Below are 14,458 nucleotides of genomic sequence, written 5' to 3' on the forward strand. Positions count from 1 at the left end.
CAGCTTACAATGCCAGGTGTTTGCCGCATCAATTCGGATAATCGCAAAGAGACACCAACAACTATGACCGGACGATCGATACGAATTTACCTAGTTGATGGGGATGCGTCAGGTTTGCTAACGGCCGAGGTCATGAATTGGTCGGGCAAGTTTGTAGTTGCGCCTCGAACGATGCTGAAGGAGCTTGCTACACGCGAAGAAGTCTCGCGTACTGGCGTTTATGTCCTTGCCGGCCCTGATCCAGAGAACCCTACGCAGGACATGATCTACATCGGCGAGGGAGATAACGTATTCAAGCGAATCACCGCTCACGACAAGGACCCCGACAAGGATTTCTGGACTCGGTGTGTTGCCGTAATCAGCAAGGACTTAAACCTAACGAAAGGCCACGTTCGATTTCTGGAAAGTCGACTAATCGAAAAAGGACATGCGTCTGGAAGAGCACGACTTTGTAACGGGACCGCACCACCATTGCCCCCGATGCCAGAACCTGACGTTGCTGATATGGAAGGCTTCCTCGCCCATATCGAACTAGTGCTGCCAGTTCTTGGATTTGACTTTCTTAAACCTCGGCCGAACTTGCGTCCGAACGGCAACGCGGATGCCGTCAACACTTCACCTGTATTCGAATTGACCTCAGGTGAGGCGAAAGCAAAAGCGCAAGAGATCGATGGAGAGTTTGTGGTCTTGAAAGGATCGACAGCACTTGCAACGCCAAAGGATAGCTGGACAAGCTACCGTGGCCTTCGCGATCGACTAATTGAAGACCAGAAACTTGTCGCCTTTCCCGATCGCGATCTTTACCTGTTTGCTGAAGATGTCCCCCTAAAGAGTCCAAGCGCCGGCGCGGCAATCGTGAATGCAGGCAACATCAACGGTCGGACTGCTTGGAAGGTTTCAACGACCAAGCAAACTTACGCGGACTGGCATCAATCGCAACTGCCGGAACAGGAACAATCAGATGGATAATAGTGCGGGTTGTTACGACATCATCGGAGATATCCATGGTCATGCATCTGAACTCCGAGCATTGCTTGATAAGATGGGTTACAGTCGCCACGGTCGGGGCTATCGGCATCCAGATCGAAAGGCTATCTTCGTTGGCGATTTTGTAGATCGAGGGCCCGCAATCGAAGAAGTCCTCGAAATCGTTCGTTCCATGGTGGATGCGGATGATGCCTCAGCAGTGATGGGTAACCATGAATACAACGCGATTGCTTTTCATACTCTGATGCCAGGAAAGCAGAACGCGTGGTTTCGACCTCACACAGACAAGAATCTGATACAGCATCAAGAAACCTTGAAGCAGCTTTCTACGTCAAAACTTGAGGACGCGGTTGCTTGGTTTAAGACACTGCCTGTCGCGATCGATCTCGGCGATATACGTGTTGCCCACGCTTCTTGGCAGTCCAGCGATATTGACCATATCAACCATGCCATAAAATCGATGAGTAATTTCACTCCTGAGTTTCTTTTTTTGTCGGAGGATGCCAAGAGCGATTTGAATGCCTCAATCGAGAATGTTCTGAAAGGACCGGAACTGCTACTACCGCCCGGATACTCCATCATTGACAAAGCTGGACATGAACGGAATTCAGTCCGCATCAAATGGTACGAATGCGGCATAGGACGAACCTATCGTGAGTACCACTTAGGTAGCGACACGGTTCCCGATGTTGAAATCGAAACTTGCGATCAAATCAAGTTCGAAACCTATGCTAGAGATGCCACTCCAGTGTTTGTCGGCCACTATTGGCTAACTGGCAGGCCGGCGCCATTGGCACCAAATGTTGCCTGCACAGACTTCAGCGTTGCTAAGGGTGGTAAATTGGTTGCCTATCGATGGGATGGAGAATCGATTCTTGATAAGGAAAAGTTCGAATGGGTTGAGGCGCAATGAAGGTTTATCTAGACGATGAAAGAGCGACGCCTGTTGGCTGGACGCGTGTATACTGGCCCAGCGAAGCTATTGAGCTTTTGCAGACAGGCGACGTTAGCGAACTCAGCTTGGACCACGATCTAGGGGATGACGAGCGTGGTACTGGGTACGACGTTGTGCTTTGGATCGAAGAGCAAGTCGCCTTGCACGGGTTCGTACCGCCGAAGATAACGGTCCATTCCGCCAACGTTTCTGCCCGTGCCAAGATGGAAGCAGGAATCCGGGCCATCATGGCACGAGCCAATCCCCAACCGTGACCGCCACAAAACCTTCAAGCATTTTTCAGGCAACTCGATTGAACGAAGATACGAACGATCGCTACGACCTTATGTAATACGCGCTAACACATCAATGCATCGAAGACCGGAAACAAATCGGTTTACTTGACGTTACTCGGTGGTGGAGTGTTTGGCAGCGAACAAGTGTGGATCATCGACGCTATCCGTCGTGCAGTGGATCTGTGTCGCCGATTCTAGCTTGATGTGAAGATCGTGAGCTCTCGCCGCGGCAACCCAGCGATTCGAAGTCAACCAAGGACCTGAGTCGGAGGATCTTTTCAGGTTCCGATTGAGCTCGGCATTCGTAATGGACGCGGTGGTCAAAGACGTTGGGCGGTGTCGCGATTTGAGGTCCGGTCGGACCAAAGTCCAAACCTTGGGGATGTTGTACGACTGGCTACGACATACGGGCCTGGGTGACCGCCACAGTGAATCGGTCTACTTTAAACGGATCGCCTCATCCTGGCTAAACTTCAGCACGTCGGCGATCGTCCTTAATCACTCTGCATCATGATAGTAATCGACCACGTATGTGATCTTAATTCGCTCTCTATCGACGTAGAACTTGCTCAGCATGTTCCTCTAGTAATCCGCTTTGATCTTCCCTGCATCACTAACATGCACGATAGAAACGCAGCGCTAAGCATTACAACCGTTAATACAAATAAAACAGAGCCCTCCGAGAAACAGCTTCAGTAGGACTAAGACTAAACCGACATCCGAACATGTGCTCGAAGACTACGTCGTGGCTGAGTTGGTTCAGGCTCGCTACCTCCAACTCGAAATTTCGGCGTGCGCAAGTTGAGCCGCCTCGAAGTGGGAACGCTATTGATTTTTATCAATGCAGATCAGTAGCGGAAATGGTCTATCACTCAACTCAACTGTCACCGCATAAAAATAGGATAAACAGCCATTCCCTCATGCGATTTTTGTAGAGTTTGCAATAAACTGGGAACTTGGCAACCAAGGCATCATTATTCAATGTATAGAATTACGTGCTTTTCAACTTATTCGGACGAAAAGCCGTGATGTGTATTAGCGGATTTTATTCTGGCAGTTGACAACTCCAACCTTCATGAGGTCTTTATGATTCGAAGTAGTGACTATTACGTAGACGATATCAGTTTCTCGACCGTTAGTTATGGTGCAGAAGCGGAACAACATTTTAACTCGTTGTCGATTAGTAAGTCGATTGAGAGTACTTGCGAATACACCGGCGGTGGCAAGCTGACCTTGCGAGTTGGCCGCTCAGGCGAAGGGACATTCTTGTACGTCTGCGACTCAAATGGTGATCACTGCCTTTTTGTAGACGAGAATGAGCAGGTGCTCGCTTCCCTGGCGTGCAAGTTCCTCGAATACCGTCAAAGCTTTGTAAACAGCGACCCTCACTCGTCGGACTACTTCACCCCGGCGGTAGATGCTTGGGAGTTCGCAGAGAAGATCGAGGAAGAATTCGGAATCGAAGTCCAGGTCTGATCATCGACACATGGGTAAAACGTACACAGATAAGTAATTTCGAATTGATAACACGCCGTAATTCTCCTTGCCCATGTGGCTTTGGAAAGAAACTCAAGAATTACTGAAGGTGCAGCAAGCGAAAGGATGGCGGCGAGGATTAAACGCTGCCAGCTTAATGCTGCAGCAGCTGATGAGGCGCGCTTCCTTATTCTGACTCTAGAGAACGGCTAACGGCTGCGGACAATTCGCCAGAAATCGGCTTGGCCGTCGATGCTTGGCTTTCCGAGCGAGCAACTTCAATATCAGTTCATCCGTCAGGTGCAAAGTTTCTAGTACCACCGACATGGTATCGATAAGTCTGAGACGCTATTGTAGGTCATCACGCGCAGAACTTACGCTCGCGATACCACGCGAGATGCTGGGGATCGGGCCACAGATTTGGGTTGGATGGCAAAGCGATTTGCGAGCCATGAAAGTTTCGCAATGACTTCTGGTCACGAGCTTCTTCGTCGAAGACCGAATGAGCAATGAGGAATTACAAAGGAAGTTTCCAAACTCTGCGAAAACACTCAAAGCATACCTAAATCAACCACGTCCACAAATTCACCAATGATCCGAACATCCTCGACATTCTCTGGGGTGACGACAATTGGTGTGTACAAAGGGTTCAATGGTACAAGCTCAATCGACTGATTCTCCCAGCCCTCGTCAGTGACTCGCTTGCTAGAGCGGTACTTCTTCACGGTGTATCGACCACCATCCTCAGCATCAATAAATGTATTCACTTGAACCAATAGGAGCCTATTTTGCTTGGAACCAAGAGGGCATGATCGAAATAGACACCACGAGCCGTCCGGAATTCGAGGTTCCATCGATCTCCCCGAAACCTTTGCGACAAACATGTCTTTGGTAAGTTTCTTGTTTTTGATTTGTATCCACCCGATTATCTCCGGGCGTACTTCGTCGCCCCAGCCTCCCGCTGCTGCGACAAGATTGTGAACTGGAACGTGTGTTTTGTACTTGGACGCTGGGGAAACAGAATGCTCAATGAAAGGGAGTGAATCGTCGTTCTCGAAAACTTTGCTTCTCTCCATAACTGGAGCAAGAGAACGAAGTGGGCTTGCATACCACTGTCCATCCCGAGATTCAAAGGTAACTTTGAAATCAGTCCCTGGTAAACCTGCATTCTCGCCGAACCAATCCATTAGTAAATTGTGCAATTCGTTTCCCTTCACACCAGCAGGATTTGCGACATTACAAGCTACTTTCGCAAACTTGAACTCCCAGTCACTTTGATTCGGAAGTCTCACTTTTATCAATCCTGTAGGTCTGCCAGGCACCTTGGTTGTATCAGGTAGGAAGAGAATTGCACGACCTCCCGAATGCGAAACCTTGGCATCGAAACATAGTTCTGCAGATGGTGCATGATCTAATCGATGCGATTTCGAATAGGCAGAGAGACGCCAATCCACTAGTTCTTCTGTCATTGATTCCAGAGTCGTACGAAGATCTAATGGGCAGTCGGGTCTAAATCGGAATTTATCCTTGCTCAGTTCGAACCAACGCTCGCCATTTTGAACATCGAGCCAGCGGTCAATTGACCATTCCGTCCACCACTTTGCCCATTGATCATCTGAAGCCTTCTGATGATCGAGTGAATGCTTACCCTCGAGGAGATCTTTACGGAGCACGGGATGCTGCAGCATAGATCGGCGACATAACTTTGAAAAAGTTTTCACGTTAATCGGCTCAAATAGGCAGCCATAATCAAGCAACACTCGAAGCACAACCATCTTATATGACTTGTTAAGGCTAGTTGTTTCAACCGTTACCAGCCATGCCTTGAATTTTTCGAGAACCTTGGATTCCGCTTCGCTCATGTCACCTTCGGATTCTACAAACTCAAACCAACTTCCAGCCGCCTTGCTTACTGTTTTGGGAAGAATGCTGTGAGCAAATAGTTCTGAGGCGAGAGGCCGTCTACCAAGCTCGTCACGGAGCGCTCGGTATGTTTCTATGCCAGCTCGCGTGCCTACTGGGACGAATTGCGCGATAATATCCCTCGCTTCAAGGCTCACATCGAGTAGGCAGCCAGCTGGAAGTTCTGGAGTTTCTCCCTGCAGCCATTTGTGCAAGTCGCTCCATCCTGCATCTTTACCACCAAGGGAAAGTAGGTGCAGCATGCGCTGGGCAAAAATGCGGTGGTTACCAACGAAGTCAATCACCAGCAAGCGAGTCTTGCCAACAGATGCACGCAGTCCGCGACCGAGTTGCTGAAGGAAAATCACTTTGGATTCCGTAGGACGTAGCATTACAACGCGATCGACAGCAGGGATATCAAGGCCCTCGTTGAACATGTCTACGACACAGAGTGTCGCAAGCTTTCCTGTGCGGAGTGCGTCAAGTGACTCAATCTGACTGTCGCCACCTTCGCCTGAGAATACTGCGGCAGACGAGACTCCATTAGCACGAAGCCAATCTCGAGTAAAAAGTGCATGTCGGCGCGAACAACAGAAAACGATCGTCCGATCTCCTTGATACTCTTGCAACGCTTTCCCGAGGCGTTGCATCCGTTCGCTTTGTGAAACTTGTTTCTCCAATTCATCGAGATCAAATCTGCCGTTGCGCCACGGAATCTGCTGGAAATCAACAGTATCACGAATTCCCACATAATGGAAAGGAACGAGCGATTCTTCTGCGATACCATCGCCAATGGTGGCGTGATATGCGAGGTTGTCATCAAAGATGGTAGCTACGTCGACGCCGTCACCACGCTCTGGCGTTGCAGTAAGCCCAAGTACGAAGGTAGCATTGAGCTGAGCCATCACGCGTCGGTAGGTCGGGGCATGTGCATGGTGAACTTCATCGATGATGACGTAATCAAAATGCTCGCTGGCCAAACGTGAGAGTCCTTCAGGTCTAGCTAACTTTTGCACCGAAGCAATCACCAGCGACGCGTTCAAGTCACTTCGCTGACCGATATACCATGAGGTCGTTCCATCTCCGAACGCATCATCAAGAATAGTTGATAACGCAGACTCGGCCTGAACCAAGATATGAGAACGGTGCGCTATTACCAGGACGCGGGGCCTACGCTTAAGTTGTCCCCCAACCTGTCTGGCATCAAATGCTGCCAACCAAGTCTTGCCCATGCCAGTGGCAACGGCAACGAGGGCTCTGTGATAGCCGGCATTACGAAACTCTTGTAACGATTTCAGAGCTAGTATTTGCCAGGGTCTGGGCTCGGGTATAAATCGTATATCTTGTCTCTCTGGCTCAAAATGTCGCTCCCGATACTCCATCGCTTTAGAGGCATAAGCGGTGGCAATTTCCAGCGTTAATGGAGTCGCAATACTCCAAAGTAGATTGAACTCCGACTCAAATGCATCGTGGGCGGGAAGATTCTTGGATGTACTTGAAAGTAAATTCCACTCGACGCCAGTAACCAAAGCCGGTCTAGAAAGGTTGCTACTACCAACAGCGATAAAGCTCTGTTTGCTATCGATGATGCGCCACGATTTCGGATGGAATGATTGTGGTTGGCTTGGTAGTTTGTCCATTTCAACTAATCGAACGATGAGGTTTCCCTTGAATTCCTCTTCATTGTTTACAATGTCCTGCCAGTCACACAATCGCTTCAGAGCGGCTGGATCGCTGATAGACAGATAGTCACTTACCATGATCCGGACAGTGGATGGAACCTGTAGTAGTTGGAACAAGCGATTCTCAATCACGTCTAGTCCGGAGTTTTGAACGAAAGACGCAAGTATGTCGACTAGCCTCGCACCGATTAATCGACTCGAAAGCTGGTCCCAAAGACCTGTTTGTGGATGTCCTGTTACCAGTTGAAGATCCTTAGAAGCATTGGATGCTGCGATCGGATTCGCTGAGGGGGCAAGATAGTTTCCCTTGCTCGGGATCACATGGCGAACGCCACCTCGAGGATCAGGCATATCTCCGATGTAACGCGGAATCACGTGGACGTGTATGTGCATAACCGTTTGCCCAGCTGCTTCGCCCGCGTTGAATCCAACATTGTATCCTGCTGGTCTTGGCTGAAGAGTTGAGTCTAGATATTGCTTCACATCGTTTACCAGCGACATGAGAGCCTTCTGTTCATCAGGCGAAGCATCAAACCAAGTCGGCACCAACCGCTTAGTGATGACGAGAACGTGACCGGGGCTAACGGGAAACCCGTCGTAGATGGCGAAAGCAAGTTGATTGGAAAGCAGCCATTTCTCAGGTGGAATATTTAAAAATGGCGAATGGGACATGACTCGCTAGGGTAATCCATTTCATGAAAAGTGATCGGACCTCAACCAAGTTTATCGCCAATTAATTCTCATGTAAGCATCAAAATGCGACTTATCCACTCGAAGGTTGACAGGAATAGGAATAGCTAGGAAATCATTGTGAACTACACGGATACTTGAGTCGGAGATTGGCTTGCTCAGTGACAAATCATCGAGCGTATCTAGTAATAGACGGCTACGATGTCCCAGGGCTCTCGTCGTTGCCCAGCCAAAGATTGACAGCCCAGGTTTCGTAGTTCGTCCATCCGTTGTACGAAGCGTCGGATTCTGTCACAATGGAGTTTTCCTATGCGCGGGGGTGCTCGAGTACGCTTGAAAACGGCGTCGAAGGTGCGCTTTCGACCAGTCACTCGATTTCTCGGAAAATCCAAGTAAATGCGTTCAGATCCACGGCCAAACAAAGCTCTAATTCCGATCGATAGCTTCGATTCGAATCTGCTTCCGCCTGGCAAACGAGACTCTCGCTCACCCGATTACGGGCTGTGGATACAAGAGCACCTGACCACAGAATTTGCCGATTTTGGCATTGAAACCCGAATCATCGTAGGACCAGAACTGATCGAGGTCGAGTGGTCCGCAGACGGGAACGAAAACCTCGCCGAACGTGCCGTTAAATTGCTGAATAACGGCGACTATGAAGGAGGGATCCGACTGTTCCGAGCAATACAAGCTATCGACCCAGAGAACGAGGTGATGCTCTTTAACCTCGGGATGGCGTTGAGTGACAAAAAGGAACTCACAGAAGCTATCGATCTTCTGACCAAGTTGGTCGAATTGGATCCGAAATCCGCCAACGGTTTCATTTCACTCGGAGTCGCTCTCTTAAGAGCTGGTCGCACGGAGGATGCTTTAGCAAGGCTTCGTAAGGCATGCGAGCTGGAGCCCGAAAACCCGTATGCACATCGCAATCTAGGTGGGGCACTTGCGAAAACCGGAAGAACAAATGAAGCCATCCCCTGTTTTCAAAGGCTCACACAACTGGTGCCCAGTGAACCGGTTGGATGGTACGGCCTGGGCGAAGCTTTTATGGCGGAGGGGCAATCGGCAGAAGCAGACGCCGCATTTCGTCAGGTCATAGAGTTGACTCCGAATTCGCAGATCGGTGATGCCGCACGAAGCGCCCTCACTAAGTTAGCAGAATCGACGCTACGACAAAACGAGGTGCTTGGAGAACGCCGAGATGCGGTCTTTTACTGCCTAGGTGCTTTGCAAAGCTTCGCCAAGATGAAAGATGACCAGATCAAGCAGATTATGCTTGAGATTGCGACGAAAGGTGAACAAGGGCTGGATATCAACAATCCCGAGGTTCGTTATACGTTCCGCTCCATCGATGGCGATTTTTCAGGGCTCAAAGCCGTATGCTACATGTACGTTGCCATGCAACGTTATCTACCAGGAGTCAACGCAGGAATCGACTTTTCTAAAGAATATGCAAAAGCGTTGGCCATGTTCAAAGGCCAAGATTAATTGCTCGTTGAAGAAGCAGGGCATAACAACATGGCGTCGAACAGTAAAATCCAAAAAGCATGGGCTGAACCCTCGGATGATCTTTCTTTTATGATTCGTTTTCACCTCTTAGCTGATTGAACTCGTTGCCATGCCTACGCGTATTCCTTCTTCGGTGCAACAGAAATTGGGGTTCTATGTCTATCTCTACATAGATCCTCGAGATGAATCGGTGTTTTACGTTGGCAAAGGAAAAGGAGAACGAGCACTTGCCCATTTGAAGGATTCGAATCCCTATCGCCTAAGCAAAGTTGTTGGCTTTCCGAGGTTATGTGATTTCGATTGGAGACGCATTGACGGAATTCGTCGCAACATGTTTCCTGGCAACAACTTACGCAAGTCTTCGCGAAACAGCCGCTATCTCCGGAGCGGTTTGAAGAGAGTTCGGTTTGCTCACCGTCTCTGTTTGCCAGCTCTTGTGGAGGATACTCTGCGAAACTGACCGCCGAATGCTATGGCGATTAGCGAGAGGTATTGAACAAAGTACCGATGCTCACCAACCCCAACGGGGCTCGACATCAAAGCTCAGGGTCACGAAGCGCGCCCCTGGGAAAACTTAAGAAACGAAAACGATCCCATGTCGTAGTAGGATCATGTAAACTGTGGTATCTGGCGCCGTCCCAAGATGACCCATCATGACTTCCTCCCCCCTCTTGCAAACCCGAGCTATTACCAAGGTCTACCCAATGGGAGAGGTGTCCGTCTATGCGCTGAGAGGTGTAGATATCGATCTATATCCCGGCGAGTTCGTCGTGATTCTGGGGGCGTCCGGAAGTGGCAAATCAACTTTGCTGAATATCTTAGGAGGCTTGGATCTACCGAGCCAAGGGCATGTTCGATTTCGCGATTGGGATCTATCTCATGCGGATGAATCAGAGCGAACGAAGTACCGGCGGGACCACGTCGGCTTTGTCTTTCAATTTTACAATTTGATCGCTGGCCTGACTGCCATGGAAAACGTTGCTATCGTCACGGAGCTTGCTCCGGAACCCATGGAACCACTGGAAGCATTACAGCTCGTTCAATTAGGTGATCGTGCTCATCACTATCCCTCGCAAATGTCTGGGGGCGAACAGCAGCGAGTCGCAATTGCGCGCGCGATCGGCAAACGTCCATCCATATTGCTGTGCGATGAGCCGACCGGTGCGCTTGACTTGAAAACTGGGATCGTTGTACTCAACGCAATTGCAGAAGTAAATCGTCAGCTCGGTACACTTACCGTCGTCATAACGCATAACGCGACCATCGCCAATATGGCGGACCGCGTCATCTACATGGTCGATGGGCAGATCAGCCAAATCGTCGCCAATTCGAACAAGCTATCCGCCGACCAATTGGAGTGGTGAGATGAAGCCTCGCGTTCGTCCTTTGGATCGGATGTTGTTGAGCGATTTGACCAAGCTATGGCGGCAGTGGTTAGCCATCAGCTTGCTTTTGGCCTGCGGCATTGCGTTGTTTGTTATGTCCACCAGCACGGCTCATTCCTTGCAAACGAGTCGCCAGATTTATTACAAAGAGTATCGATTCGCCGATCTGTTCGCTTGGTTTGTTCGCGCACCGGAAGGTATTGTAGAGCGTATTGCCGCCGTTCCAGGGGTAGACCGAGCGGAGGGGCGTATCGTCCAACCGGCTCTGCTAGATATTCCGGGCATGATTGAGCCGGCTTCATGCCGTTTGGTTTCCATCGAACGAGAATCGGGAAATCGTCTCAATGATTTGGCGTTATCCAGAGGGCGTTTCCCCTCGGCCCGCGAACGGAACGAGATCGTCATCAGTGAACCGTTTGCCGAAGCACATCAGCTGAATCCTGGTGATACCTTGGTCGCTAATATCGGAGGCAAACGGGAGCGTTTATCGATAGTGGGGATCGGCTTGTCGCCAGAGTATATCTACGCTGTTCAACCAGGCATGCTCTTAACCGACAACAGACGCTTTGGGGTGTTTTGGATGCATCGCCAGCAAATGGAAGCAGCGTTCAATATGGATGGGGCGATCAATCAAATATCTGTGACCCTTTTCGCAGATGCTTCACCTCGCATAGTGATGGAGGAAATGGAACGGCTGTTGCGACGCTATGGTTGCCGCGGTGTCGACACTCGTAGCGAGCAAGAGTCAGACCAGCGTGTCTCGGATGAATTGCATCAGATGGCGAGCATGTCGCTGATCACACCCTCCATTTTTCTGGCGGTGACGGCTTTTCTTTTCCACATCATTTTGACCCGCTTAGTGAAACAGCAAACAGATCAAATTGCAATGCTGCGAGCCTTTGGATACCGTGAAATTGACATCGTTAGACACTATCTGAAACTCATCGCTTTGCCGCTCGGAGTGGGAATTTTTGTCGGTATAGCGATAGGGGTTCGGTTATCTTGGTGGACCATCGATCTTTATCTCCAGTTCTTCCGATTTCCGGAGCCCCAATATCTGATTGCCTATCCGCAATTGATTGTTGCCGTGATCATTGCGGGTTCGACTGCAATCCTTGGAGGTTTTTCTGCATTGCGTCATGCGGTACGACTGCAACCTGCAACCGCTATGCGTCCAGAATCACCGATGCGCATCGGAACGCATTGGTTTGACAGCCATCGACTAGGCCGTTACTTGCCGATTCTCGTTCGCTTGATCTTGCGTCGATTGAGCTCCAAGCCGACGACTACAGGGTTTTCGCTGTTGGGAATAGCCTTTGGGATCGCCATCCTGGTCGTTGGTTCCTTTTTGGAGGGGACAATCGACTTCGTGATGGACACACAGTTTGGTCGTTCGCAACGGCAGGACATTATGATTTCTTTTCGCGATCCACTAGCTAAAGAGTCCATGCTAGATGCAAAGCACATAACGGGTGTGATCCACGTCGAGCCTTTTCGATCGGTACCTGTTCGGATGCGGAATGGATCTCGCGAGCATCGCTTGGCGATCCTCGGACTGGAGCCCGACTCGGAACTGTTTCGGGTACTAGATGCCGAACGACAACCGATCACGGTTGGCATAAGTGGCGGTCTCACCATCACGCAAAATCTGGCAGACAAGCTGCAAGTCCGACTTGGAGACGAGGTCGAGATTGAGATCAGCGAGACCGATTTTCGCATTCGAGTCGTTCCTATCACAGCGGTCTTTCCCAACTTCACCGACCCGGCCGCTTATATGGCTCGATTGGATCTCCATCGACTTCTGCAGGAGGGAGAGCGAATCTCAGGTGTGTTTCTTCAGATCGATCGAAATCGCACAAGCGAGATGTACAAAGAGATTAAAGAGACACCTGAGATCGCTAGCGTTCTGGACAATCGAGCATCGAAGGAGAATTTCCAAGAACTCATCGACAGCACGACTCGTGTCATGCGTTTGATCAATGCCTTGTTTGGATGTTTGATTGCTTGTGGTGTGATGTACAATTCGGCGTTGATCAATCTTTTGGATAGCCAGCGGGACCTGGCGACATTGCGAGTGCTCGGGTTCTCAAAGCGAGAGGTCGCGATGGTGCTGGTAGGTGAGTTGGCCTTGCTGACAATGTTGGCTATTCCGATCGGATTGCCGATAGGTACTCTGTTAAGTTACATCGTCACTTTATCGCTGGATACGGAAACGCATCGCTTTCCACTCATCATTTCTCGACGCACCTATATGGATGCCACATTGATTCTCAGTGGTGCAGCGATGCTAGCATCTATAGTCGTGTATCGCATGAGTTTAAAGATCGATTTATTGGCAGTCCTCAAGGAAAAGATTTCATGAAATCGTTTCGCAAACAGATCGCTTGGTTTCTCGGTGGGTGCGGACTGATCGCTCTATTGGTGTTTGGATATTGGCCATCAGCGGTTTCCGTAGAAGTCGCTGGGGTATCGCGAGGCTCAGTACAGGTTACGGTGGATGGCATCGGTGAGACACGCATTCGGGAGAAATACGTCATCACAGCCCCGGTCACAGGTAAGCAGTTGCGTGTCATTCTGCGTGCAGGCGACACGGTCGCGCGAGGTGAAACGGAGTTGTTGCGATTTCTTCCGGTAGACCCCGCTCTCTTGGACGTTCGTGTGGTTGCAGAGTCCGAAGCTCGCGTGAAAGCATCGGAAGCAGCCGTCAACGAAGCGAACGCGGCACTTGCTATTGCCGAGGCAGACAAGGAACTAGCGAAGCAGCGATACGACCGAGTGCTCAGTTTGATAGAAACAAAATCGATTTCCGATGCAGAGTTTGAAGAGGCCTTGCATGGATTTCAAATGGCTCAAGCCGCAGTGCGGACCGCCGAGTACCGGGTTAAGGCTCGCACGTATGAAAACCAGATGGCGAGGGCAGCCCTACTGACCGTATCCGACTTTAGTCAGAATCAAGCCGAGTCGGTGCTGCGAGTTATCTCACCGATTGACGGACGAGTCTTGCGAGTTATGCAAATCGACTCCGGTGTCATAACAGCGGGGACTCCTATTTTAGAAATCGGAGACCCGAGAGACCTGGAGCTCGAAATCGAGGTGCTTTCCCAGCATGCCGTAGGAATTATCCCCGGTTCCAGGGTAATGATTGACTACTGGGGCGGAGAAACGATTTTGAAGGGTACGGTACGATTAGTCGAGCCCGCAGCATTTCTTAAGGTTTCTGCGTTAGGGGTCGAAGAAAAACGAGTCAGGGTGATCGCCGATTTTGAGGATCCATGGGACGAGTGGAAATCCCTTGGTGACGGGTATCGAATTGAAGCTCGCATCGTGACCCGTTTCTCCAGCCCATCGTCTTTGAAAGTTCCCACGGGAGCATTGTTTCGACTCCGGAATCAATGGCATCTTTTTCGAGTTCGAAATCAGCGGGCGGAACTCGTGGCGGTCGAAGTCGGATACAACAATGGCAGGGAAGCAGAGATCGTATCCGGTGTGACCGAGGGAGATGCCGTGATACTTCATCCCCCAGATAACGTGCTAGACGGTGTTAAGGTTCTTGCCAGCGGTTCTCCCGTACGCTGAGGGCACCGTTTCAACGAGAGC

At 50.2% G+C, this 14,458-nt stretch carries 11 protein-coding genes; 9 read left to right on the plus strand and 2 right to left on the minus strand.

What is annotated here, in order from left to right; translation table 11 throughout:
* The first annotated feature begins 63 nt into the window (after positions 1-63).
* The 4 genes from SH449x_RS13940 to SH449x_RS13955 all read left to right on the plus strand — a co-directional run bounded on the left by SH449x_RS13940 (position 64) and on the right by SH449x_RS13955 (position 3,693).
* Entirely contained in the window at positions 64-969 is a 906-nt protein-coding gene (locus SH449x_RS13940; protein ID WP_482376675.1) for a GIY-YIG nuclease family protein, read from the plus strand.
* Positions 962-1,900, plus strand: coding sequence for a metallophosphoesterase (locus tag SH449x_RS13945; protein ID WP_482376676.1), 939 nt, complete (start codon positions 962-964; stop codon positions 1,898-1,900). The genes SH449x_RS13940 and SH449x_RS13945 overlap by 8 nt, the downstream gene beginning before the upstream one ends.
* Complete coding sequence (locus tag SH449x_RS13950; RefSeq protein WP_482376677.1) at positions 1,897-2,196, plus strand: cyclic-phosphate processing receiver domain-containing protein; 300 nt, start codon at positions 1,897-1,899, stop codon at positions 2,194-2,196. Before SH449x_RS13945 ends, SH449x_RS13950 begins: the two co-directional genes overlap by 4 nt.
* A 1,107-nt stretch (positions 2,197-3,303) precedes the next feature.
* Complete coding sequence (locus tag SH449x_RS13955; protein WP_482376678.1) at positions 3,304-3,693, plus strand: hypothetical protein; 390 nt, start codon at positions 3,304-3,306, stop codon at positions 3,691-3,693.
* Positions 3,694-4,244: 551 nt separating this feature from the next.
* Here SH449x_RS13955 and SH449x_RS13960 read toward each other — a convergent pair.
* Together SH449x_RS13960 and SH449x_RS13965 are read right to left on the minus strand one after the other, a co-directional pair.
* On the minus strand, positions 4,245-7,949 hold the full coding sequence (locus SH449x_RS13960) for a DEAD/DEAH box helicase family protein (protein WP_482376679.1): 3,705 nt from the start codon (positions 7,947-7,949) through the stop codon (positions 4,245-4,247).
* Positions 7,950-8,163: 214 nt separating this feature from the next.
* Positions 8,164-8,262 carry a DUF7249 family protein gene (locus SH449x_RS13965; RefSeq protein WP_482376680.1) on the minus strand — a complete coding sequence of 33 codons (99 nt, stop codon included), beginning with the start codon at positions 8,260-8,262 and terminating at the stop codon, positions 8,164-8,166.
* A gap of 101 nt (positions 8,263-8,363) precedes the next feature.
* On the opposite strand from SH449x_RS13965, the gene SH449x_RS13970 reads away from it, so the two are divergent.
* The 5 genes from SH449x_RS13970 to SH449x_RS13990 all read left to right on the plus strand — a co-directional run bounded on the left by SH449x_RS13970 (position 8,364) and on the right by SH449x_RS13990 (position 14,437).
* On the plus strand, positions 8,364-9,455 hold the full coding sequence (locus tag SH449x_RS13970) for a tetratricopeptide repeat protein (RefSeq protein WP_482376681.1): 1,092 nt from the start codon (positions 8,364-8,366) through the stop codon (positions 9,453-9,455).
* Between the two features lie 130 nt (positions 9,456-9,585).
* Positions 9,586-9,936 carry a hypothetical protein gene (locus tag SH449x_RS13975; RefSeq protein ID WP_482376682.1) on the plus strand — a complete coding sequence of 117 codons (351 nt, stop codon included), beginning with the start codon at positions 9,586-9,588 and terminating at the stop codon, positions 9,934-9,936.
* 193 nt (positions 9,937-10,129) lie between these two features.
* A complete protein-coding gene (locus SH449x_RS13980) occupies positions 10,130-10,840 on the plus strand; it encodes an ABC transporter ATP-binding protein (RefSeq protein ID WP_482376683.1) in 711 nt (236 codons plus the stop codon).
* A gap of 1 nt (position 10,841) precedes the next feature.
* The gene (locus tag SH449x_RS13985) at positions 10,842-13,223 is read left to right on the plus strand and encodes an FtsX-like permease family protein (RefSeq protein ID WP_482376684.1); all 2,382 of its coding nucleotides are present in this window, start codon (positions 10,842-10,844) and stop codon (positions 13,221-13,223) included.
* Entirely contained in the window at positions 13,220-14,437 is a 1,218-nt protein-coding gene (locus SH449x_RS13990) for an efflux RND transporter periplasmic adaptor subunit (protein WP_482376685.1), read from the plus strand. The genes SH449x_RS13985 and SH449x_RS13990 overlap by 4 nt, the downstream gene beginning before the upstream one ends.
* The last annotated feature ends 21 nt before the right edge of the window (positions 14,438-14,458 follow it).

Origin of the sequence: Brakhagea baltica (assembly GCF_052161605.1) — a bacterium.
GTDB lineage: Bacteria > Planctomycetota > Planctomycetia > Pirellulales > Pirellulaceae > JBKCUI01.

Bases quoted from the DNA above. Each gene is read 5' to 3' on its own strand.
- SH449x_RS13940 (WP_482376675.1), top strand. From the start codon at position 64: ATGACCGGACGATCGATACGAATTTACCTAGTTGATGGGGATGCGTCA.
- SH449x_RS13945 (WP_482376676.1), top strand. From the start codon at position 962: ATGGATAATAGTGCGGGTTGTTACGACATCATCGGAGATATCCATGGT.
- SH449x_RS13950 (WP_482376677.1), top strand. From the start codon at position 1,897: ATGAAGGTTTATCTAGACGATGAAAGAGCGACGCCTGTTGGCTGGACG.
- SH449x_RS13955 (WP_482376678.1), top strand. From the start codon at position 3,304: ATGATTCGAAGTAGTGACTATTACGTAGACGATATCAGTTTCTCGACC.
- SH449x_RS13960 (WP_482376679.1), bottom strand. From the start codon at position 7,949: ATGTCCCATTCGCCATTTTTAAATATTCCACCTGAGAAATGGCTGCTT.
- SH449x_RS13970 (WP_482376681.1), top strand. From the start codon at position 8,364: ATGCGTTCAGATCCACGGCCAAACAAAGCTCTAATTCCGATCGATAGC.
- SH449x_RS13975 (WP_482376682.1), top strand. From the start codon at position 9,586: ATGCCTACGCGTATTCCTTCTTCGGTGCAACAGAAATTGGGGTTCTAT.
- SH449x_RS13980 (WP_482376683.1), top strand. From the start codon at position 10,130: ATGACTTCCTCCCCCCTCTTGCAAACCCGAGCTATTACCAAGGTCTAC.
- SH449x_RS13985 (WP_482376684.1), top strand. From the start codon at position 10,842: ATGAAGCCTCGCGTTCGTCCTTTGGATCGGATGTTGTTGAGCGATTTG.
- SH449x_RS13990 (WP_482376685.1), top strand. From the start codon at position 13,220: ATGAAATCGTTTCGCAAACAGATCGCTTGGTTTCTCGGTGGGTGCGGA.